Origin of the sequence: Acinetobacter nectaris CIP 110549 (genome assembly GCF_000488215.1) — a bacterium.
Lineage (GTDB): Bacteria > Pseudomonadota > Gammaproteobacteria > Pseudomonadales > Moraxellaceae > Acinetobacter > Acinetobacter nectaris.
On the sequence record NZ_KI530723.1, the window covers coordinates 318,036 to 341,780 of the forward strand.

A 23,745-nucleotide genomic window follows, 5' to 3' on the forward strand; every position below is an offset into this window, starting at 1 on the left:
ATAGTGGTTACTCAAATTAATCAAGATACTGTCAATCAAGCACTTTGGTCTGCATGTAATGTATTCCATGGCACAATCAGTACCGATATTTATAAAGACTTTATTTTAACGATGCTATTCTTAAAATACATTTCAGATGTATGGCAAGACCACTATGATAATTATAAAAAAGCGTATGGTGATGAGCCTGAACTCATCGAAGAAATGATGAAAAATGAGCGTTTTGTATTACCTCGTCAATCTAACTTTTATAGTTTATATGATCATCGTTATGAAGCAGGTAATGGCGAGCGTATCGATTTTGCTCTACATACACTTGAAGAAGCTAATGCGACTAAGCTTAAAGAAGTGGGAATAAGTGTATTCCAAGATATCTCATTTAATACCGATCAACTCGGTGAAGAAAAGCAAAAGAATGTAATCCTTAAAGATTTATTAGAGGCCTTTGCGTCTACCGATTTAGATTTAAAACCAAGTCGTATAAGTTCAATTGATGTCATTGGTAATAGTTATGAATTTTTGATTAAAAACTTTGCTGCTAGTGGTTCTCAAAAAACAAGGGAGTTTTATACCCCGCCTGAGGTATCTGACTTAATGGCTGAATTACTTGACCCACAAAAAGGAGATAGTATTTGTGACCCTGCATGTGGTTCTGGTTCGTTATTAATAAAGTGTGGTCGTAAAGTTGTTTCTAACCACAATAGTAAACAATATGCACTGTATGGTCAGGAAGTGATTGCTTCAACTTGGTCAATTGCCAAAATGAATATGTTCTTGCATGGTGAAGATAATCATAGAATTGAACTGGGTGATACCATTCGTAATCCAAAAATTTTGGATCAAAATGGTGCTTTGATGCTATTTGATATTGTAATCTCTACCCCCCCATTTTTATTAGACAATTGGGGGAGTGATACAGCAGAGAGCGATAAATTTGACCGTTTCCATCGTGGTGTACCACCCAAAACTAAAGGTGATTATGCATTTATCTCTCACATGATTGAAACATTAAAACCAACCACAGGACGTATGGGTGTTGTTGTTCCGCATGGGGTGTTATTTCGTGGCTCTTATGAGGGAAAAATTCGTCAAAAGCTCATTGATGAAAATTTATTAGATGCAGTGATCAGCCTACCTGAAAAGCTATTTTATGGTACAGGTATTTCTGCTGCGATCTTAATTTTCAAAAAACAAAAATCTGATGATACTGTTTTGTTTATTGATGCAAGCCGTGAGTTTAAATCTGGTAAGAATCAGAATAATTTAACCGCACAGAATATTACTAAAATTGTTGAAACCTACCGTACTCGTAAAAGCGTAGATAAATATGCTTATCTTGCGACTTTGCAAGAATTGAAAGACAACGATTACAACCTAAACATTCCTCGTTATGTAGATACCTCTAAAAAGGAAGAAGAGATTGATTTAATTGCTGTACATACTGAGCGTGAACAATTAAAAATTCAACTTGCTGAGCTTGAAGTCCAGATGGCGAAGCATTTAAAGCAGTTAGGTTTAACACATAATGGTTAGAAAGAAAGCTTATTAGTTGAAGGTATTGATTTAATTTCAGCGACTACAAAATTCATTGAAAAGGGTCATTGAGTTCAGTAAAGCATTACAAATTTTATTTATTATTTAGGATTTATCATGACGATGAAAAAAAAATTAGTTGTTTTAACAGGTGCAGGTATTAGTGCTGAAAGTAATATCTCGACATTTCGTGATAGTAATGGTATGTGGGAAAATCATAATATTGAAGATGTTGCTTCCATAGAGGGATGGAATAAGAATCCTGCTTTGGTAAATAATTTTTATAATCTACGTCGTCAAAATGTGCGTAAAGCAACGCCCAATATTGCACATGATATTCTTGCTGAATTAGAAAGTAAATATGATGTAACGATACTTACTCAAAATGTAGATGATCTTCATGAACGAGCAGGAAGTACAAATGTATTACATATGCATGGAGATATATTAACAGCAATTTCGAGTGATCCAAATCGTCAACTTAATGCTGATAATACAATATATCCAGTTACCAGTGACCTCAATCATCTCATAGACTTAGATTCTAATGGATACTCTCTTAGACCAAATATTGTTTGGTTTGGTGAGGAAGTTAGATACTTATTGTTTGCACAGGAAGCAGTTAAGAAATCAGATATTTTTTTAGTCATAGGTACTTCTTTAAACGTATTTCCTGTTGCAAGTTTGGTTAAATATGCTCAAGGTGATTGCTACAACATTAACCCAGATATAAATACACACATTGATGGATATATTAATATTCATCAGGTTGCATCTCTTGGAATGCTTGAGTTTAATGCAATTCATAGTTAAACCAATTTTGATGTGTGAATTGTTTTCTTTTAAACAATGAAAAAGCTAGATTCAAATCTAGCCCAAAGCGTTCAAATGAGCACACAAACTAGGTTGTAGTAAGAGCTATTCAAGCGAAATATTTTTATTGTATATCGACTAATTTTTTGTATGACCGTTTCGCAGTATTAGCTTATTCAAAGTAATAAATCCAAAATTTAGGAACCCTTATGAACCACACAGAAAATAAATTTCAGTATAAACAATCTATTTCAATAGAGAAAGCCATTGATACTATTAAAATAAAATGTACTAACACTATGAATAAGCCATTATGGAGAGGAATGCGTGATTCTGGTGACTCACTTATTATGGATAGCCGAAGTGGCGAAAGACTTCCAACGATTGCTAAAATAGCAGGAAATTATTCTGCCATGATTTTTAATACACAATTAACAAAGAAAAAACTACCACCTAGAACTCAATGTGTTATTACAACAGGTCATGAAACAAAAGCACATACTCAGGGTTTTGGTAATGGTACATGCTACGCAATTTTTCCATTTGATGAACACGTCTTTTGTGGCTCACAGAAGGACTTATGGGAGGTAAAATTCAGTATAAATAATCAAAAAATTTCATTACTTGATTTTCATAAAACTTTATATGCATTTGAAGTAGATGATAAAAATTTAGATACAATGGTACAAGACATTTACAGCATTACCTCTAATAACTTGAATAAGAATAATGATTTTAATAAAGCTTTTTACGAGCTATTTCATGGAAAGAATGAGGAGGAACTTCGCCACATGATATTAGAGTCATTAGATATAGATATACTATTCGATGTATATCAATCAGATAATATTAATCATTCAGTTACAGAAATCTGGTTTAATGGTCCATGCATCTGTTTAAGAGAAAATATTTATGAGCAAGTAAAGCAATATTTTTCCTTGATGTAGTTTGCTATGGCTTTTTATTATTCTAAATAATCTGTGATCCTATATAGTTAAATATCAAAAAATTTAGAGCATGCTAGTCAATCCTCATGCTTTTGAGAAAAAAGCATTTAAAAATTTAGAAGAGCAACCTGCCTAGGATCATCTAAAGCACTCATGAAATAATTTTTTTAGGTTAAACAATATTACAACACATAAGGAAAAAATTATGCCAGAAATAGTACCTTACATCTATGATATTGCGATTGAAAAAAATCGTGGCGTTTTATTTATTAGTTTTAAAGACTTAAACGCAAACGAGTTCATACGATTTAGATATCCAGACCACACTCCTCGTACCGAGTTAATAGATTGGCTTAAACACCAAAAAATAAATTTTTCAGCTGCCGTATTAGATTATTACAATTATCTAGGAGAGTTATATATAGATGTGCCTTATAACCCCAATGACCCGACCTATAAAACTCTGTCTGAACACTTAGAAACAAAAGATGGTCACCCAAAAATTGAAGGCGTTTATTTTTATTATTTACCCTTAGAAAAAGCCCTAGAGCTTCAAAAAGAGTATGAAAATTATGATTAAAAATCATTTAATAATAAAGCCGCCTCATTTCTAATTATTTCTACACAAAAGAATGCTAAAACTTTGCATACACGTATTCTGTAATTTTTGCTTGTATGCATCATTTTTTAGGGTTTTTATTACACCAGCATATCAATCAATAGAGGACGAGATTCAATGAATAAATTTATTGCTAAATTATTTAATGGACCATTAGATATTATTGGTGATGTACATGGAGAAATTGATGCCCTTAAAAACTTAATCCGTGTTTTAGGTTATGACGAGAAAGGCAATCATCCCGAACAGCGAAAACTTATTTTTGTTGGCGATCTATGCGATCGTGGCATTGATAGTATCGCCGTGATTCGCTTAGTCAAAGAAATGATGGATCTCGGAAATGCTCAGTGCGTATTAGGCAATCATGAATTAAATATTTTAACCTCATCAAAACGAGATGGTAATGGTTGGTTTTTTGGTTCACCACATGATGATGATCATTCAATACTTTCACTAAATGCTAAAAAAGCAACAAAAGAAGATAGAATCTTTATTTGTGACTTTCTCAATCAACTACCGCTAGTACTAGAATCGAGCCGCCTACGTATTGTTCATGCCTGTTGGGATACCCAAGCTATAAATAAAATTAGAGTTCAAAATGAAGAGCCTATTTGTAATAGTGTATTTTGACTACCAAAATAAAATTCAAGATGAGCTTATAGATACAGGTATAGACACACTTTCAAATATAGAAGAAAAAAACCATTCTCTTCATAATGAACATGCATCTATACCACTATTAAAAAATTTAGCCCTTAAAAAAATGTCTGAACAGATGGGCAATCCCATTAGAGTTATTACGTCAGGGGTGGAAAATATTACCGACTACCCTTTCTTTGCTGGTGGTAGTTGGCGAATGGTCGATCGTATTGCTTGGTGGGATAATTACGATGATCATATTCCTGTCGTCATTGGGCATTATTGGAGAAAATTTAACAACCAGACAGATGGACTATTTTTTCAAATACAGCCTAACCATTGGTTTGGTAAGAGAAAAAATGTCTTTTGTATCGATTTCTCAGTAGGTAGAAGATATGTAGACCGTATAGAAAAAAAAGAATTTGTCGATCTATTATGTGCTATACGCTTCCCAGAAAATATTTAGTATTTGAAAATAGTCATACTGTTATGGCCAAGTAAAAGCAGATAACCTCTCTATGCTTACATCTAATTTTACTTAACCATTACAAAATGAGCCACATCAATAAATAGGTTCAAACATATCGTATATTTCCATCCAAAGTATTTTAGAGAATCTAAAATTCACCATGATGCAAACTTAAAAATATGAGGTCTAAACCTCCTATATAATTTTAGGCCTAACCACCAACCCCTTTGAACTTTTCAACAAAAGTAGAGAGCTTTTGAAAAACAATTTGTTTTTTAGTTCTATACTGGGGATTTAACGGACTGAGTCTAGGTAGTGTTTCATTCAGTGCTGTTCCATTTTCAGTGGCATACCCGCGTTTTAAAGAGGCTTTGATATAGCGTGTGGTAGCCACTTCATTCAGATTTTCCTCTCTAATTAAGGCTGCTACTTCACGTTCTTGAGCTTCTCGTGCAAAGGCATAAAATTCCGCAATGACCGACTCTTTACTCTGTAACTCATTAATATCTGTCTGCTCGATAAATTTAACGACCAAGCTCTCTTTAGTACGGTTTTCAAGACTTGTGCGGATTACACGTTTGATTTCTTCCTTAACGGTTTCTTTATTACCGTGCTGCTTATTATATTCAAAAACCAACTCAAGAATGTAATCAAGATTAATTTCCTGTGACTTTAACAAATCAATCTCAAATACCACCTCATCCCAATCCAGGATACTATTATCCTTAGTATTAGTCTCGCGCTCACGACGTTGCCAGTCACGAATATCGTTATAGCTAGAGCGATAGTCTTGTACCTTACGCTCTGTGGGTAAGCGTAGAGTTTGTAATTCTACTAACTTCTCATCATCAAGATAATGCTCTGCTTTAAATGCTTCCACTGCTACAGGGTCACTCAGATTGACTGACTGCATAGCTTTTAATGTGGTAAATTCATCATAGTTTTGTAAGATATTCTCAGCTCTCAAGTACTCATTGAATAACTTAACGAAAGATTTCTTCTCTTTTTCAGACGTGATACTAGCTGGGTCAGGAAAGTGTGTTTCAAGTTCACTTACAATATCTATAAAACCTCGTCTAGCCTCGCCAGTGACAGCATCACTAAAACCGTTCATATACTCGCCATAACTCTTTTCTATGACGACACTTTTAGTATTACTTTTACCAAACAGCGTAATCGCATCGACGGTCGCTTGTTCTAAATCACGAAAGGTAACGATATTGCCAAAAGTCTTGGTGGCATTATAGATACGGTTGGTACGAGAGAATGCTTGCATCAAGCCATGATAGCGTAACGTTTTATCAACGAATAATGTATTCAATGCTGGTGCATCAAAACCTGTCAGGAACATTCCGACTACAATAAGCAAGTCGACATCTTGAGATTTCACTCGCTTAGCAAGGTCACGGTAGTAGTTCTGAAAACTCTTTCCTTCCGTACTAAAGCTCGTTTTGAATAACGTATTGTAATCATCCATCGCAGCATCTAAAAACTCTCGAGAACTGCTATTCATCGCTGATACATCAAAGCTTTCGTCATTGATATCGCCGACTGCATCTTGTTCTTCATTGGCAGAAAAAGAGAAAATGGTGGCAACAGTCAGCGGTTTGTAGCTGGAATTCTGTTCAGAAGCCTGACCTTGAATCGTTTTAAAGGCTTCGTAGTAAGCTTTCGCAGCATCAACACTGCTCACGGCAAACATGGCATTAAAGCCCTTTGCACCCGAAAATGCACGATGCGTTTTCTGCCGAAAGTTTTTTAAGATGTATTGAGTCACTTCATTAATACGTAGGGGGTGTAACAGTGCCTGTTTATTTTCAGCGGCACTGATTTTCTTTTCGTCTGTTTCAGTTTCGATGGCTTTAAATTGTGGACGAACATCATTGTAGTCGACCTTAAACTTTAGAACTTTTTCATCACGAATCGCATCGGTAATGATGTAAGAATGCAATTCATGACCAAATACACTGGCGGTATCCTCTGCCCCTAAAGCATTTTTCCCAGCAAAAATTGGTGTACCGGTAAAACCAAACTGATAGAAACGTTTAAATTTCTTCTTAAGGTTTTTTTGAGCTTCACCAAATTGGCTACGGTGACATTCATCAAAAATAAATACCACTTGCTTCTGGTAAATAGGTAGGTCCACTTCTCCTTTCATCAGGTTATTAAGCTTTTGAATAGTGGTGACAATAATTTTGTTATCGTCTTTATCTAGATTGCGTTTCAACCCCGTAGTGCTATCTGAGCCATTGACACTGTCAGGCGAAAAGCGTTGGTACTCTTTCATAGTCTGATAATCGAGGTCTTTACGGTCAACCACAAAGAAGACTTTCTCAACAAAATCAAGCTCAGTGGCTAGACGTGCCGATTTAAAGCTAGTAAGCGTCTTTCCCGAGCCTGTTGTGTGCCAAATAAAACCACCACTTTCGGTTTGACTCCACTTCTTCGCCTGATAGGCACTGTTAATTTTCCAAAGAATACGCTCTGTAGCAGCGATCTGATAAGGGCGCATAATCAGTAGGTTATTACTGATATCAAAGACACTGTAGTTAAACAGAATATTAAGCAAAGTATGTTTTTGAAAAAAGGTAGCTGTGAAGTCTTTTAGATCTTTAATCAGACTGTTATCAGACCGTGCCCAATTCATGGTAAAGTCAAAGCTGTTCTTATCACGCTTGGTAGTATTGGCAAAATAGCGTGTATCAGTACCATTTGAAATCACAAATACCTGTAAAAATTTGAATAACGAGTTATCGGTATTAAAACTCTCTTTGCTATAGCGGTGTATCTGGTTAAATGCCTCACGGATAGCCACACCACGCTTTTTAAGCTCGATTTGCACAACTGGTAAACCATTCACCAAGATTGTTACATCATAGCGGTTAGCATGTTTACCAGCTTGTTCAAATTGCTGAATCACTTGAACTTTGTTACGTACTAGATATTTCTTATCTATAAGAGCAATATTTTCTAAACGGCCATCATCGAAAATAAAATCGTAGATATGGTTATCGTGGATTTTACGTGTTTTATCAATAATAGAATCGCTTGGGTTATCGAGATATTCTTCGGTAAAACGATGCCATTCACTATCTGTAAAATTCAGGTTATTCAAAGCTTGTAGCTGGATTCTGACATTCGCTAGCATTGCTTGCTGTGAAGTCAGGTGAGGAACGAATTCGTAACCTTGATTACATAAATCTTGAATCAATTCATGCTCAAGTTCTGATTCGCTTTGGTAGTGGTCTCCTTTTTCCCATTCTGTGACATATTTGTCCAGAACGATAAAATTATTAGACTCTGTAATTGTTTTATAATGCGTCATTTTCAGCCTTCTGTGTCAAATAGCCATAATTATTTAGATTATCTAATAGATATCTCACCATCTCTTTTTCTGGCTCTGTCGGCTCAGCTATTTCTTCATTAGAAAGGGTATTATGGGGATAAAAGTTCATAATTCGCTTAGCATAAGCACTTTTATCTCCGGGCAGTAAATCTGACCACCGTTCATAACCTAAGAAATTTGCCGTTTTTTCATATAAGTTACGAAGCAGAGCAAAGTGATACCTTTGAACGGACTTTTGCTCGATGGCATTTTTGATATTATTTTTGATGTGAAGATGATAAGAAAAACTTTTATTAGAATCCCCTTTCTTTTCTTCTAATTGATAAGTGCCATCATCAAATTGGCTTAATATAAGCCCACTTTTAAGCCCAAGCTCGTTGTAAAGAACATTATAAAATATAGCACTATGAGTAGAGATAATAAATTTCACACCTTCTTTGCCATGAAAATAGCTGTTTTTGATAAGCGTTGCTAAGCCCACTGCCAATTCAATGAGATGGTTATCGTCTAAAGAACTAACTGGATCATCAATATAAATATATTGTAAGTGATCAAATTGGTTACTTTCCCGCTCGCTTAGCTCTGGTACATTGGTAATGCCAATGACTAAATCGAGTAACGTATAAAATATGCTCCAAATAAAATGACTCTCTTCGCCTTTAGAGATTTTTATCTTATCTGAGCGTTCGTCATTGCCACGCTGAAATGAGAAAGTAACTTCAGAGAAGACTTTGACTCTAATGCCGTCATGATTTGTATATTCAGCGTTGAACCGAGGTGTTAGCTTTCCGTTAGAAAAATGCTGAAAATAGTTAATCACATTTTGATCTTGACCCTGCTCGTTCAGAATCCAATCAGTAAAGGAATTGGGTTGTATCTTTAATTTAGGCTCGCCATCGTTATTCCATACAAAAAGGTCTTCTGTATAGGCATTGTAATAGAGAATTTTATGACCTACAGCCTCCCCTGCAACAACATGCCCATGCTCTAAAGGTTGACTTGTGATCAACTGGGTAAATTCCCGTGATAAGCGGGTTTTCCCAGTACCATTAAAAGCATAGATCAACTGTACCTTTTTATTTGTTTCTTTTAACTGCTGAGCAAGTTCGGCTAAGGTCTTACTCATCCTAGTTAGCTACCTCTGTATCGGATTTAGGAAAGCGAAATAATAGGTCACGGTAGTATTCATACTGCTTTTGGCGTAGCTCGATTTCACGAGGGAGACCTTCAGAAATGGAGTTAGTGAGCGTGTCGAATTTATCGAGTATTGAGACGATCCTAGATTGTTCTTTTAATGAATTTACTGTATCACCATAAAACGGAATAGGTACGGTGATTTTTTTAGCCATAGGAACAGTAATTTGAGGTATCCCTCCCCCGGTGCCGCCAATTGGAGTCATATCAAGAACATAATTAAGATATCGGGTACTTACCAGCGACTTATCAGCAATTAAAACGAGTAAACGAATAATGTGAGTAAACTTAGCTTCTCTCACTGTATGATATCCAACTTTTGCCCCCCTCGCCGAAATTGTCACTGCATCACTATCAATTTTATAAGAGTCGGTGTAACCATACAATCCATTTTCATCGGTTGCATTTGCATAGATGGGATAAGGATAGTTACTATTAGGTTTTAATTGTCCTTTGACACAATTCTTAGGAACATCACCGCCGGCAGAAATAGATTTACAAAGTTTATTCAGAGGCACCCACTCAACCTCTCCTTCCTCAAAACTCAATAAATGGTCACGATAGTAGTTGTACTGTTTTTTACGTGTGGTAAGCTCGGCGGTAAGCTCGGCGGTAAGCTCGGCGGTAAGAGCCGTAAATTTATCTAAAATACGGACAATTTCAGATTGTATTAACAGCGATTTTTCTGGATTATTGGGGCATGGGATAGGAATTTTAATCGGCGATATATCACGGGGATAAACATGAGGAACTCCACCGCCACATTTCATATCATGTATTTTTTCTTGCATGTTAAGAAGGAAGTGGTAGCAATATCTAGCCGACAAATTATTATAAGCTGTTACTGTAAAAGCGTCTGAAACAAAGATAGGTTGTTCCCACCAACTCACATATCCTGCATAAGCACCTGAACCAGCGATAACAATGGTTTTTCCATCACGATTACTGACATTATGATAGTATGCAGGAGTACGCCCTCCTGCAATAACGGGAATATTTCCATCCAGAACATTTTTTTTTGTAATCGAAGAGCCTCGCTTAATCTCAGCTACTTCACCTAACATTTTCCACTCAACCTCAATCCCATCCAACAGTTTTTCCAGATAGCTTAGTTCACTCATGCCTGTACCTCACGACCTTCAATCTCAGCCACAATCGCATCGATATCTGTACGTAACTGATCTATTTTACAAACGGTAGTTTTCAGCTCTGCATTAAGTGCAGTAATATCAATTACTTCACGATTATCTTTTGCTTCCACGTAGCTACTCACAGAAAGGTTATAGCTATTAGTGGCAATAATATCCATAGGCACAGATTTAGCTAAATACTCAACATCATCCTTACTGTCAAAAATCTGCATAATCTGTTCAATATGTGTATCGGTCAGAATATTGTTATTAGTTTCTTTCTTAAACAGTCCACTGGCATCAATAAACTGTACACTAGTTTCAGTTTTATGCTTAGACAGCACTAAAATATTGACTGCAATGGTTGTACCAAAAAACAGGTTTGGTGCCAAAGAAATCACAGTTTCAACATAGTTATTATCGACTAAATATTGACGAATTTTCTGCTCTGCCCCACTACGGTAAAAAATACCTGGAAAACAAACAATGGCAGCACGACCTTTAGCAGATAGGTAATTGAGTGCATGTAAGACAAAGGCAAAATCTGCCTTGGATTTTGGAGCAAGCACACCCGCTGGTGCAAAACGGTCATCATTAATTAATGTTGGGTCATCGCTACCAATCCATTTTATGGAATACGGTGGGTTAGATACGATTGCATCAAACGGTTTATCATCTTTAAATTCTGGGTTGAGCAGCGTATCACCTAACGCTATATTAAACTTGTCGTAATTAATGTTGTGCAAAAACATATTCATACGTGCAAGGTTAAAAGTGGTGTGGTTGATCTCTTGCCCCCAAAAGCCATCTTGAATAATGTGGTTATCAAAATGTTTTTTCGCTTGAAGCAGTAATGAGCCTGAGCCTGCTGCTGGGTCATAGATTTTATTGACTTCAGTCTGACCGTGCATTGCTAGCTGTGCAATTAATTTCGAAACATGCTGTGGGGTAAAGAACTCACCGCCCGATTTCCCTGCATTGGCTGCGTAGTTGGAAATCAGAAATTCATAGGCATCGCCAAACAGATCAATCTGATGTGCATCAAAATCACCCAGTTTCAGCCCTTCAACACCCTTGAGAACCGCAGCCAAACGGCTGTTTTTATCTTTAACTGTACTACCCAGACGATTACTGGTCGTGTCAAAGTCGGTAAATAGCCCTTTTATATCTGGCTCAGAGGGATAACCTACTGCAGAGCTTTCAATTGCTGTAAAAATACTATTTAAATCGGCATTTAAGCAATCATTGGTATTTGCCTTTGCAGCTATATTGCAAAACAACTGACTTGGATAGATAAAATAGCCCTTGGTTCGAATCGCATCATCTTTGATATCATCCGTAATAACGGAATCATCGAGCTTAGCATAGTTAATACTCTCATCACCACCTTCAATATAGTGAGAAAAATTTTCACTGATAAATCGATAGAAAAGTGCACCTAGCACATATTGCTTAAAATCCCACCCATCAACAGCGCCACGAACGTCGTTCGCAATTGTCCAAATTTGACGGTGTAGTTCAGCACGTTGTTGTAGGCTAGTCATTGGTATTCCTTATTAAATTCATTATATTAAATCGTGAAATTTAGTTCTAGCATATTAAAACTTGGTCGAGCTACTTTATCATCTATAAGCACTAAAAATTAGGTAGTATTCAAAATTAAGTATTTTTCACTAAGGTAGATTTAAACAAGAATAATACTTTAGAAAAAAAACTTTGATTTTTAAACTGAGTCTAAATAACTTTAAAAAGAACAAGATGGCATATTGATCCTAGACAAAAAGTGGACAAAGAGTCCCTTTAAAGCTAACGTAAAATTAACTTTAGAGATGAACAAATTAAACAAGAAATCCTGTAGGCGATACAAAACGAATTGAGCATATATCACTTAGAATTACAATAAAGAGCCTATACTGTGTAGCTCTAAGATAAATAAGTGAGCTATTTAAATCACTTCAAACTCTCTAAAAGTACCTCATTCTAATTTACCCCAAAGCCCAATTTTAATTCACCTTTAATAAAAATTACCTTTCAAATTTTACCATATGATAAATTTAATTAAAAATATATAATTTATGTCTGTTATTATTGTTGATTTCTATAAAAACATACTGACCATAATTTAAACTACAATACCCTACCTTAAATTACACCATTCAAAATAAAAAAACTATATACTTGTTATATATAGTATTTATTAAAAATATATTTATGTAATTTAATATCAACTATGTCGGTGACTCTTGCCAAGGTTGGGGTCGGGAGTTCGAGTCTCCTTTTCCGCTCCAAATTCTAAAAGCCCTCATCGAAAGATGGGGGCTTTTTCTATAATAATCCTATTTATAAGTAAGAGTGGCTATGTACCATCGTTGGTTCCCACTTATAAGCAGATCCTAAGCTTAAAGTTGCACAATTATAAACATCTTGTAAAAATCCTTTTCTTATTTCCTTTCTAAACCCTACTTGATTCATCAATGTTTCTCTCAAGGGATGATGACTTGTAATTAAATACTCATTTCTTTTATACAAACGCTCTAATAAAGATATAGAAGGTAATCGATCAAATTTACCCCTCTCACCTCTATTACATTCAGCACATGCCAACACTAAATTGGCAACGCCATTTATCGGTTTTTCAATATCGCATTGGCGTAATTTATGTGGAAAAAAATGATCTACTTCTGCTGAGTTTTCTAATAAAGGATCAATTCTTATAGGCTTAAAACAATAGAAACACTTACCTTTTTGATAACCATTTAATGCTGTTTTAGCAGAAGTTACATTTATACGGCGAATTTTATTCTCTGCAAATAAAAGACCATGATTATCATGTTTAATTTGTATCAAGTTTTTAGGTAAGTTCATATCCCAAGCTGTTTCAACCAATCGCCACCTAGATTCAGTTTCTTCAATTAAATCAAATGACTGTTGGTATTCAAACAACTGAAAAACTTCATCTGTCAAAACAATACCTCCATGTTCTTTTCTTTCATCGACAAAGAATCTTTTTGGGATTTCATTTCCATGGACATTATGAAAAGCATCAATTACATTCACAAAACCATATTGAACAGTCTTTTCAATTAAAAATTTTTGATCAATTTCTTGTGAGTTATATGCTCGACAAAAATCTAAAAATTTACTTGAGCTAGATGTCGATTGCTTATCTACAAATTTTAAATGCTCACAAATATTTTGACTAAATGGTTTAGCAAGTTGATCTAAAGTAATTAAACTATTCTTTTCAGCTTTTAATTCATAAAGAGACTTTGCCAATGCAAACTTATAAGAAGCAACATTACGGCCAAATAAAATAATTGAACGCCAGTAATTTTCTAAAGTTGGTTCAATTTCGTAAAACTCAGACATCATTACCTACGATTTAATCACTTATTTTTTTTACAATAATATTAAGCCATTCATGTACATGATCTGACCTCTGATCATTACTAACCCATTGTTGTAAGAGTAACCATTTTTTATTTCCCTTTAATAGGTCATTTGCTTGATCTTCATTCAGATCTGTAAAGCTTCTTCCTTCCACCTCTCTATCTCTTTCACCATATTTAAAAGACATATAGCAGATACCATTGAGCTTAAGTGATTTAAATATTCTTTCAAGTACTTCAGGCAACCTTTCTCTTTTACAATGGAGTAAAGATGCACATGCCCAAATACCATCATACTTATTACGCTCTTTTAAATCATAAAAACTCGCATGTTTCACATGTACACCTGAAAGAATTACTGCTTTCTTTACAAGTTCTTCAGAAGAATCTATCGCTTCAACAGTGTAACCCTTATTTTTAAATGCAAGTGAATCACGCCCCGAGCCACAGCCCAAATCTAGAATGAATGCATTCTCTTTTAAATACCTCAAAAATGGTTGATATAAAGTATTCATCTCTACACGATATGTACTATCAAAGAATAATTGTGCATTTTTATTATAGTAATTTAATAAATTATCCATCTTAATTCGAACTTTCTCTATTTCTAAAAATCAACTAGTTTTTATCATATAACATTCTACGCTCTTCTAACTATATAAAAAAACGCAAGCTATACTGTATTATCGAACTTATAGAATAGTCTGAAATTGGTATAAAAATTGCTTCTCTAATAAACATCACATAAATGATTTTATTTAGGAGCAGTTTTGCATGAGTGGTTTAAAAAATAAAATTCTAATCTCAACAGCTATAATACTTACAACGCTCACAGCACATGCTCAAGCAAAAGATTGGTCTACAATTCGCTTTGGTACAGAGTCATCCTATGCACCTTTTGAATATAAAACACCTGATAATAAACTTACGGGATTTGATGTTGATTTAGGTAATGCAATTTGTGCTCACCTAAAAGCAAAATGTGTATGGGTAGAAAACTCATTTGATGGCATGATCCCCGCTTTAAAAGCAAAGAAATTTGATGGCATTCTATCTTCAATGACAGTGACAGATGAGCGTGAAAAGCAAATTGCCTTCAGTAATAAAATATATAATACACCAACACGTATGATTGCAAAGGCTGGCTCACCACTTTTACCAAATGCAACTTCTCTAAGAGGAAAAAGAGTTGGTGTACAACAAGGAACAATGCAAGAAAGTTATGCCAAAACATATTGGGCATCAAAAGGTGTGACAGTTGTGCCTTACCCAACTCAAGATATTCTGTATCAAGATATGATTTCAGGACGTTTAGATGCCTCTCTACAAGATGCAATTATGGTCGACTCAGGATTCTTAAAATCGCCTAAAGGTAAAGGATTTGCATTTGCTGGTAGCAATATTACTGACACTAAAACACTCGGTGTCGGTGCTGCAATTGGCTTACGTAAAGAAGATAATGATTTACGTGAAAGCATTAATAGAGCATTAGCCGCAGTTATTGCAGATGGCACGTATAAAAAATTAGAGCAAAAATATTTCCCTTTCAGTATTTACTAATTTCAATATTAGAGTTGGTTCACAACTAACTCTAATTCTCACAAATATCAACTTACTGTTTTAATTAGAGCACATAAGTATGTTTTTATCTGGTTATGGTTCTGCGTTATTGAGTGGCACATGGATGACCATACAGCTCGCTCTATTGTCGCTCATTCTGTCAATCATTATTGGATTAATTGGTGCCTCATGCAAACTATCAAGCATTAAAATAGTGCGTTTTATAGCAACCTTTTATACGACTTTAATTCGAAGCATACCCGATCTTGTGATTATGCTTCTTCTATTTTATAGCTTACAAATTGGGCTTAACTCTATTACAGAAGCCTTAAATATTGACCAAATTAATATTGATCCCTTTATGGCTGGTGCAATTACACTTGCCTTTATATATGGTGCATATTTTACAGAAACATTTCGTGGTGCTTTTCAGTCCGTTCCTAAAGGACAAATAGAAGCTGCTACAGCTTATGGAATGACGCCTAGCCAAACTTTTCGGCATGTTTTATTTCCACAAATGATGCGATTTGCACTGCCTGGTATTGGTAATAATTGGCAAGTTCTCATTAAAGCTACTGCGCTTGTTTCACTTATTGGTCTTTCAGATATTGTGAAAATTACACAAGATGCTGGTAGAACAACCATGCAATTATTTTATTTTAGTGTTATTGCTGCTGCCATTTATCTTTTAATTACCACAGTTTCTCACCTCATTTTAAAATGGCTTGCATACCATTACTCTTCTGGAGTAAGGAAAGGACAGCTATGATCGAAATTATTCAACAGTATTGGAAATCATTCTTGTGGACTGATGGAATACAAATCACTGGCGTTGCGATGACAGCATGGCTCTTAGTTGCATCAATAGCTATTGGGTTTGTATTTGCCGTACCGCTATCAATTGCACGTGTATCGAGTAACAAATTTGTCTGCTCTCCTGTTTGGTTATTTACCTATATTTTTCGTGGCACTCCCTTATATATCCAACTTTTAATTATTTATTCAGGCATCTATAGCTTTGACTTCATTCATAATCATCAATTACTCAATGACTTTTTTAAAGAAGGGCTAAACTGTACAATTTTGGCTTTTGCCTTAAATACCAGCGCCTATACGACTGAGATTTTTGCAGGTGCAATACGTTCAATTCCGTATGGTGAAATTGAAGCAGCACAAGCTTTTGGAATGTCCCCATGGAAAAAGTACAGCCGTATTATTATTCCATCTATGTTACGACGTGCACTGCCTTTCTACAGCAATGAAGTTATTTTGATGCTTCATGCAACAACTATTGCATTTACAGCAACAGTACCTGATATTTTAAAAATCGCCCAAGACGTGAATTCAGCAACCTATGCAACATTTGATGCTTTTGGCATTGCAGCAGTTCTTTACGCCTGTCTTGCTTTTATTTTAATTGGTATTTTTTATAAATTAGAAAAACGTTGGCTTAAGTTTTTAAAGCCATCAAATCATTAGGAGCAATCATAAAATGGTAGATTCAGCAAAACTAGTGATTCGTAACTTACATAAAAACTTTGGTGAAAACGAAGTACTCAAGGGTATATCACTTGATGCAAAAGCAGGTGATGTGATTAGTATTATTGGTTCATCAGGCTCAGGAAAAAGTACTTTATTACGTTGTATAAACTTTTTAGAACAACCAAGTGATGGATCAATTAAACTAAATGGTGAAAAACTTGCCACTGTTTTCGATAAAAACAATAATTTAAAACCAACTGATCTAAAGCAATTACAAAAAATGCGTACCAAGCTTATCATGGTCTTTCAGCATTTTAACTTATGGTCACATATGACTGTTTTAGAAAATGTAATTGAAGCACCTATACATGTTTTAGGTATCAAACGTGCAGAAGCTGAAACAAAAGCCCGTGAATACTTAAAAAAAGTTGGTTTAAGTGAGGATTTTGAATCAAAGTATCCTGCCTTTTTATCTGGTGGACAACAACAACGCGTTGCCATTGCTCGTGCTCTCGCAATGGAGCCTGAAGTCATGTTATTTGATGAACCGACAAGTGCTTTAGACCCTGAACTTGTTGGAGATGTACTTAAAGTTATGCAAAACTTAGCTCAAGAAGGGCGCACAATGATTGTTGTTACACATGAAATAGGTTTTGCTCGGCATGTATCGAATCATGTTATTTTTTTACATCAAGGAAAAATAGAAGAACAAGGTTCTCCACAAGAAGTTTTAGAAAATCCTAAAAGTGAAAGATTAAGAAATTTTCTTAAAGGAAGTTTAAAGTAACAACTACTTTACTGCAAAACCGTTTTACTCATGTCTTTATCAATGTGCTTTTTAGTATTTCACATAAATTAAAAACACATTTTTATGGACACACATAATTAAATAAAAAACTAATGTGCATGATCTACTATAGATCTAGATACATTGCACAACGTGTTTCTTTAGAAAATCCATTTTGCTCTTCTCGCTTTAATTTCTCACATATATATTTTGGAAGGTTTGCAGTTAATATATTAAAACCAATACTTTCATAAAATGGCTTATTCCACTCTACATGCGTAAAGGTAGTCAAAGTCACTCTAGGAATACCAGCACATCTTGCGTATTGAATCACATGCGACATTAACATGCGTCCAATTCCTTTTTTTTGGAAAGCTTCCATGACATCAATTTCTAGAATATATAAATCATTTTCATATATTCTTGCATAAAGAAAACCAATAGGACTATTCGTTTGACCTATTGCAACAATAGAATAATAATTGTTTATAAAGTATAAATGTGTCTCATAAGAAATCGTTTTACTATCTTTTAGCCACATTAAATCAGTAGTTTTTGCAAATATCTGGTTTGCCGATTTTTCAATCTCAATTAATTGCTCAATGTCGGATAATATTGTGTTTCTAATTAAATAACTCATTTATTACTTTAGTAAAATTAGAATTATTATAAATAGCTGATGTACTAAATAAATACAATTACTTTTCATAAAAAAACTCGGCTTACGTATAAACCGAGTTTTCATTAGGTATTTAGATTTTCTTATCTAAAAAACGATTAATTAAAAAAGCGACTTTTTTTACTCCAATAAATCCAATAAATCCACCAATTGCGACAGTTAAATCTTGTGGAATATTAAAGTAATGCATCGCTGAAACTGCAGTTAGTGAAAGTGCTCCACATAATAGTCCCTCAAATATGGTGGCAGCCCACGATGCACCTGAGTACATCATTCGTAGAACAGAAATTACAACTGACAGTAAAATGCCCTTAAATGTAATATCTTCCTGCCACCATGCTCTAAGAAGGTCTAAGAGTTGCATATCATGAGATAACATCAGAACCTCCAAAGCCAATACACTTATGACTAGCCAAAAATTCCTTTAACAATCGAACCAAATATAGAATCTATATCTGAGATTAAATTACTTTTCTCTTTTAGCTGCACATCACGCATTGCTGGGATATAACCGAAATCTAATGTCTCTACAACAAAGGAACGATCACCCACCAATTCAATTCGCACCGTTGGTGCTTCCGTACCACCAATACGATATTGAAGATCTTTCGGGTTTGGTGTAGGTACAGGCACAGAGTCAATAAATGATGTCACTAAACCATTTGGCATTACATAATGTGAATACGTCTGAAACGGCTGTGATGATGGATTACCTAAAACAAGACCAGAACTGTTCATTGGACGGTATGGACCAGTAAGGTTTTCACTCACAAAACCATATACACCATCAGGACCCGTTAAACCATCGGCATAGGTATATTTATGACTGATGGTAAATAGATAGTATTTCCCATCTTTAAACACATAGTGTGGTCGTTCTGTTTGATCATTTACACCTACTGCAGTAACAAGTGGTGGTAATAGTTCCCAACTCTCACCAGATGAGTCTGTTGCAACAGCAATACCAATACATCCAGTTTGATAACGTGCGCCTCCTACATCTGTATGACCCGGTGGTACATCTCCCATTTGTGCACTGCCAATGGTATGTGTACCGCGGTCGCCTGCGACATTGCCTTCAAAGACCATATAGAGTTGTCCATCATTTGGGTCAATGAATGGGCATGGATCACGGAAGTTCCAATACGTATTTTGTTCTTCTGTTTGATAATATGTACCATCAGCAGAGAATAATGACTTCACTGTGGTAAACCCTGCAACCGAAACACCCTCATCTGAAGTCACTAAACGTCCACGTACTTTAGAAATTGTTGCACCTGGCGTGACACATGTGTAGTAAAGATCAATATCACCTTGATCATTTAATAAAATTGGTGTTCCAGCCCACTCACGAGATGTCGGAGAAACCCCTTCTTTCATTACACGACCACCAAAGATCCAGCTTTTTCCATCACGGCTATACCAGAAGCAGATACGTGCACGACCATGACGGTCATTCCAGTCAGCAGTAATGTCATAATCACCGTTAGCATCTTTGAATTTTTCTGGACTACGTTCAGCAGTCAATGTAAAAATCACTGACCATCCATCTACAGATACAATCGTACCATCTAGTGTACGTAGTGGCATCGTATCCCAGATAAAGAGTCGATCATCTAGAACTGGGAAGTTTGCAGGTACAAGAGGTTGAGTTGTTGTTGGATCATCTGTGTGTACTTTTAAAGCATCTGCACGAGTCCAAATTGTTGATTGAAAGTTTAAGTTAGTCATTTCTATTTTCCTTATTTAATTAAGATTTGCGAAACCGCATTTAGAAAATAGAACAAGAGGAGAATTAAAAAAACTAAATCCCGATGTGTGAGAAACTACACAACGTACTGATTTAATTATATTAATAATTAACTATCCACTTAATCACACAACAAAGATTGATAAGAATAGACCCCTCAATATGTTAAAGTTTTTTGAGAGAAGATCTATTTCAGTAAATAAAACAATATTTTTGATATAGTAAATTTAAAGAGCTAGTTAGCATAAGCTTCTAGCTAATACACTTCTTTGAATGAGAATAAAAATGACAGCAATCGAGATTTTAGAAATACATGATATTCAAAATAATCAGCATCATTTATCGGATTTACTACAAAATACTGTAGATGGAGGTGCATCCATCGGTTTTTTATCTCCAATAACAAATAACGAGATACTAGATTACTGGAATGAAGTGAACAATGAATTAGCGAATGGCACTCGAAAACTATGGGTTGCTATTCAGAATGGGAATATTGTTGGTAGTATTCAATTATCTATGGTGAATAAAAAGAATGGCTTACATAGAGCAAATGTAGAAAAGTTGATGGTTGCAAGTTCAGCACGAAAACAAGGTATAGCAACTTTACTCATAAATAATTTAGAGTCATTTGCGAAAACAAATAAGTTAAGTTTACTTGTACTAGATACACGCGAAGGAGATATTTCAGAAAAACTCTATAAGAAAATGGGATTTATACGAGTTGGTGTTATTCCAAACTTTGTAGTTAGTTCAAATGGTAACTATGATGGAACAGTAATGTATTATAAAAATATTCACTAATTTTTACATGTTTTAGTAAAAAAATAGGAGGTTAAACCTCCTATATAAAAATCTACTAAGGCAATGGATTTTGCACATTAAATGCATATGCAACAACACAAAACTCTTGATCCATAATCTGCTCCGCAGTTAGGGACTCTTCTGGATATTCCTCTTTATTTGCACTCACAATACGTACTCCACCCTTTGGCATACGATACAAAAATTTAAATTTAAATAGTCCACCATGACTTATTGCATAAATTTTTCCATCAGTAATATTGGTACGCCCGACATCTACATAAACTGTTGCACCACTATTTATAATAGGTGACATGGAGTCACCAAAAGCTGTTAAAGCATATGCATTAAATTCAGAAACACCATATTTACGGAGTGTTGATTTACTCAATCGTAATTTACGCGTTTCATTTCCAACAACTTCAGAAAAAGAACCATTTCCACAAGAAATAAGTACATCCTTATAAAAAGGGATTTCAACCTCATCATCATCCACAGGTGTTGAAGAATCCCAACCTTTCACTTGAGTCACATCCATATGTTCATATGGTTGACCACCTTGTAAAATCCAATTTGCCGATACGCCAAAAGCTGCTGCACCTTTCAGCGCACCAGATTTAGATACACCTCTTCTTTTCCAATTTGTAATGGTTTGAGCCTGCTCGCCAATTCTTCTTGCAAGCTCTTCTTGAGTTAGCTTACCGCCACTTGCCTCAAGTAACCTTGTGAATGAAGCATGCATTTCTCTTACTCAACTGTTTGTTTGTTATGATTTATTCATATTATTGCTGAAAGTAATACATAAGTAAACAAATTAAAATAAACAAAAGACTTGCCTAAAGTAAACATAGTGTTTATTATTCAAAACATAAACTACTTTATATTAAAGTTTATACCTTAAAAATATATGATAACTAACATAATGTGAGAAAAGTAAAATGATGAAATGTCCTATTTGCAAACATGCCGCACATACAAGAACAAGCAGATATATCACTGATACTATTAAAGAAATATACTACCAATGCCAAAATGTAGAGTGCTCTGCAACATTTAAAGCAATAGAAAGCCTTGACCGAATTATTTCTCAACCAGTTTTTATACCTAAGACTCCACATAAAATAAAACAAAATGTTTAGATTAAACATTTTGTTTATATAAATAAAATTTAAAGTAGACAGTAATATTTTGCTGTCTACTTATTTTAATTTCATCAGCTGAAAAAAACCAAATCACCTTTTACATCTTCAAATTAAGTTTATTTTTATATGTATTTATTATTATATTTTCTATTCTAAATTCATTATATTTAATATTGGCGAGTGCATGACTCATAAACCCTATACTTTATCTTGGATATTTATCCTTGCCACACTCACTGCACTTGGACCATTTTCAATAGATATGTACCTTTCTGCCTTACCAATTATGGCAAAGGATTTATCTGTTACAAGCAGCCAAGTAGCAAATACCTTACCTGCTTACTTTATGGGTCTTGCATTTGGGCAACTCATTTATGGACCTCTTACAGATCACTTTGGTAGACGTAAGCCTTTATTTATAGGGCTTTCCATCTATCTTATTTCAAGTATCGTTTGTATTTTTGCAACTCAACTCGATGTCTTAATCATTGCACGTATTGCTCAAGCATTAGGTGGCTGCGTTGGTGTCGTTGTTGCACGTTCAGCTATCCGTGACACATTAAATGGTAAAGATGCTGCTCAAGCTTTTTCATCGCTAATGGTAGTTCAGGGACTAGCGCCAATACTAGCACCTTTATTTGGCAGTCTAATTCTTTCATTTCTGCATTGGCGTATTATTTTCTTATTTCTATTTATATTTGGTGGCGTTGGCTTATTACTCGCATGGTTTAAGTTGCCTGAAACACTTCCTATAGAACGTAGAAAAAAACATACTCTTTCTTCAGCATCTGCAACCTATATTGCCCTAGCAAAAGACCGCCGTTTTATTGTGCCATCTGTTGCGAGTGGTATTCTTATGGGCATGATGTTTACCTACATCAATAGTTCATCTGAAATTATTATCGATCAGCTTCATGCTTCTGCCATTTTGTTCTCCATTCTTTTTGGTATTAACTCTTGCGGTATTATTTTTTCATCGAACTTAAACCGTATTTTACTTAAAAAGTATGAACCTCTACAGTTACTTAAATTTGGAAGCAGCGTGCAACTTGTGGGCGCACTTATTCTAAGTACAGTAATTTTCACTCACCATCTGAACACTTTTACAATCATGTTAGGATTATTCCCAATCGTGGCATGTGTTGGCTTCGTTGGCCCGAACGCAACTGTTCTTGCTTTGGCAGATCAAGGAAATCGTGCTGGGCAAGCAAGTGCACTCCTTGGTTCATTACAGTTCTTTTTCGGGCTCGTTTCAGGTGTGCTTCTTTTTTTACTACCATTTCATGTCGAAATTGCAGTATGTATTGTGATGCTTCTTTATAGCTTTACAGGTGTTGGACTCATTCAAAAAATTAAACCCGCGATCCCTCACTAACTCCATATCAGTGCTCATGCCAAAAACCTTCATGGCATGAGTCATTATCACTTTATTGTTTTATTTCATAACCCTTTATAAATTCTC

At 35.0% G+C, this 23,745-nt stretch carries 23 protein-coding genes; 13 read left to right on the forward strand and 10 right to left on the reverse strand.

Translation table 11 applies throughout. The features are described from left to right. Window positions 1-3: 3 nt before the first annotated feature. The 6 genes from P256_RS07920 to P256_RS13395 all read left to right on the forward strand — a co-directional run bounded on the left by P256_RS07920 (window position 4) and on the right by P256_RS13395 (window position 5,017). Window positions 4-1,533, forward strand: coding sequence for a type I restriction-modification system subunit M (locus P256_RS07920; RefSeq protein ID WP_023273163.1), 1,530 nt, complete (start codon window positions 4-6; stop codon window positions 1,531-1,533). Window positions 1,534-1,656: 123 nt separating this feature from the next. Continuing rightward, entirely contained in the window at window positions 1,657-2,346 is a 690-nt protein-coding gene (locus P256_RS07925) for an SIR2 family NAD-dependent protein deacylase (RefSeq protein WP_040332009.1), read from the forward strand. Window positions 2,347-2,555: 209 nt separating this feature from the next. Then, window positions 2,556-3,293 (forward strand): hypothetical protein, encoded by a 738-nt coding sequence (locus P256_RS07930; protein ID WP_023273165.1) that lies wholly within the window; start codon window positions 2,556-2,558, stop codon window positions 3,291-3,293. A gap of 205 nt (window positions 3,294-3,498) precedes the next feature. Further along, window positions 3,499-3,873: a hypothetical protein gene (locus P256_RS07935; RefSeq protein WP_023273166.1), complete on the forward strand. Its 375-nt coding sequence runs from the start codon at window positions 3,499-3,501 to the stop codon at window positions 3,871-3,873. A 156-nt stretch (window positions 3,874-4,029) separates the two neighbouring features. Continuing rightward, window positions 4,030-4,542, forward strand: coding sequence for a metallophosphoesterase (locus P256_RS13390; protein WP_023273167.1), 513 nt, complete (start codon window positions 4,030-4,032; stop codon window positions 4,540-4,542). Continuing rightward, entirely contained in the window at window positions 4,511-5,017 is a 507-nt protein-coding gene (locus P256_RS13395) for a hypothetical protein (RefSeq protein WP_023273168.1), read from the forward strand. The genes P256_RS13390 and P256_RS13395 overlap by 32 nt, the downstream gene beginning before the upstream one ends. 214 nt (window positions 5,018-5,231) lie before the next feature. Here P256_RS13395 and P256_RS07950 read toward each other — a convergent pair whose 3' ends face one another. From P256_RS07950 to P256_RS07975, 6 genes are all read right to left on the reverse strand, one after another. Then, entirely contained in the window at window positions 5,232-8,345 is a 3,114-nt protein-coding gene (locus tag P256_RS07950; protein ID WP_023273169.1) for an HsdR family type I site-specific deoxyribonuclease, read from the reverse strand. Then, entirely contained in the window at window positions 8,332-9,492 is a 1,161-nt protein-coding gene (locus P256_RS07955) for an ATP-binding protein (RefSeq protein ID WP_023273170.1), read from the reverse strand. Before P256_RS07955 ends, P256_RS07950 begins: the two co-directional genes overlap by 14 nt. A 1-nt stretch (window position 9,493) precedes the next feature. Beyond that, complete coding sequence (locus P256_RS07960) at window positions 9,494-10,681, reverse strand: restriction endonuclease subunit S (RefSeq protein WP_023273171.1); 1,188 nt, start codon at window positions 10,679-10,681, stop codon at window positions 9,494-9,496. After that, a complete protein-coding gene (locus tag P256_RS07965; protein WP_023273172.1) occupies window positions 10,678-12,234 on the reverse strand; it encodes a type I restriction-modification system subunit M in 1,557 nt (518 codons plus the stop codon). Before P256_RS07965 ends, P256_RS07960 begins: the two co-directional genes overlap by 4 nt. 796 nt (window positions 12,235-13,030) lie before the next feature. Beyond that, complete coding sequence (locus tag P256_RS07970) at window positions 13,031-14,059, reverse strand: HNH endonuclease domain-containing protein (protein ID WP_023273173.1); 1,029 nt, start codon at window positions 14,057-14,059, stop codon at window positions 13,031-13,033. A gap of 13 nt (window positions 14,060-14,072) precedes the next feature. Further along, the gene (locus tag P256_RS07975; RefSeq protein ID WP_023273174.1) at window positions 14,073-14,663 is read right to left on the reverse strand and encodes a class I SAM-dependent methyltransferase; all 591 of its coding nucleotides are present in this window, start codon (window positions 14,661-14,663) and stop codon (window positions 14,073-14,075) included. Window positions 14,664-14,853: 190 nt separating this feature from the next. Between P256_RS07975 and P256_RS07980 the strand changes: the two genes are divergently transcribed. The 4 genes from P256_RS07980 to P256_RS07995 all read left to right on the forward strand — a co-directional run bounded on the left by P256_RS07980 (window position 14,854) and on the right by P256_RS07995 (window position 17,908). Then, window positions 14,854-15,639 carry an ABC transporter substrate-binding protein gene (locus P256_RS07980; protein ID WP_023273175.1) on the forward strand — a complete coding sequence of 262 codons (786 nt, stop codon included), beginning with the start codon at window positions 14,854-14,856 and terminating at the stop codon, window positions 15,637-15,639. Between the two features lie 79 nt (window positions 15,640-15,718). Then, window positions 15,719-16,408 (forward strand): ABC transporter permease, encoded by a 690-nt coding sequence (locus tag P256_RS07985; protein WP_023273176.1) that lies wholly within the window; start codon window positions 15,719-15,721, stop codon window positions 16,406-16,408. Then, window positions 16,405-17,118, forward strand: a complete 714-nt coding sequence (locus P256_RS07990; RefSeq protein WP_023273177.1) for an ABC transporter permease — start codon at window positions 16,405-16,407, stop codon at window positions 17,116-17,118. Before P256_RS07985 ends, P256_RS07990 begins: the two co-directional genes overlap by 4 nt. 13 nt (window positions 17,119-17,131) lie before the next feature. Then, on the forward strand, window positions 17,132-17,908 hold the full coding sequence (locus P256_RS07995) for an ABC transporter ATP-binding protein (protein ID WP_023273178.1): 777 nt from the start codon (window positions 17,132-17,134) through the stop codon (window positions 17,906-17,908). Between the two features lie 127 nt (window positions 17,909-18,035). On the opposite strand, the gene P256_RS08000 is transcribed toward P256_RS07995, so the two are convergent. From P256_RS08000 to P256_RS08010, 3 genes are all read right to left on the reverse strand, one after another. Beyond that, complete coding sequence (locus P256_RS08000; RefSeq protein ID WP_023273179.1) at window positions 18,036-18,548, reverse strand: GNAT family N-acetyltransferase; 513 nt, start codon at window positions 18,546-18,548, stop codon at window positions 18,036-18,038. Between the two features lie 112 nt (window positions 18,549-18,660). Continuing rightward, window positions 18,661-18,966 carry a phage holin, lambda family gene (locus P256_RS08005; RefSeq protein ID WP_023273180.1) on the reverse strand — a complete coding sequence of 102 codons (306 nt, stop codon included), beginning with the start codon at window positions 18,964-18,966 and terminating at the stop codon, window positions 18,661-18,663. A gap of 29 nt (window positions 18,967-18,995) precedes the next feature. Then, window positions 18,996-20,318: a glycoside hydrolase family 68 protein gene (locus tag P256_RS08010; RefSeq protein ID WP_023273181.1), complete on the reverse strand. Its 1,323-nt coding sequence runs from the start codon at window positions 20,316-20,318 to the stop codon at window positions 18,996-18,998. Between the two features lie 304 nt (window positions 20,319-20,622). Between P256_RS08010 and P256_RS08015 the strand changes: the two genes are divergently transcribed. Beyond that, window positions 20,623-21,141: a GNAT family N-acetyltransferase gene (locus tag P256_RS08015; RefSeq protein WP_023273182.1), complete on the forward strand. Its 519-nt coding sequence runs from the start codon at window positions 20,623-20,625 to the stop codon at window positions 21,139-21,141. Between the two features lie 55 nt (window positions 21,142-21,196). On the opposite strand, the gene P256_RS08020 is transcribed toward P256_RS08015, so the two are convergent. Continuing rightward, on the reverse strand, window positions 21,197-21,883 hold the full coding sequence (locus tag P256_RS08020; RefSeq protein ID WP_023273183.1) for a S24 family peptidase: 687 nt from the start codon (window positions 21,881-21,883) through the stop codon (window positions 21,197-21,199). Between the two features lie 199 nt (window positions 21,884-22,082). Here P256_RS08020 and P256_RS13115 point away from each other — a divergent pair, with 199 nt between their 5' ends. Both P256_RS13115 and P256_RS08025 read left to right on the forward strand, forming a co-directional pair. Continuing rightward, window positions 22,083-22,280 (forward strand): ogr/Delta-like zinc finger family protein, encoded by a 198-nt coding sequence (locus P256_RS13115; RefSeq protein WP_322783240.1) that lies wholly within the window; start codon window positions 22,083-22,085, stop codon window positions 22,278-22,280. A gap of 187 nt (window positions 22,281-22,467) precedes the next feature. After that, complete coding sequence (locus tag P256_RS08025) at window positions 22,468-23,658, forward strand: multidrug effflux MFS transporter (RefSeq protein ID WP_023273185.1); 1,191 nt, start codon at window positions 22,468-22,470, stop codon at window positions 23,656-23,658. Window positions 23,659-23,745: the final 87 nt, after the last annotated feature.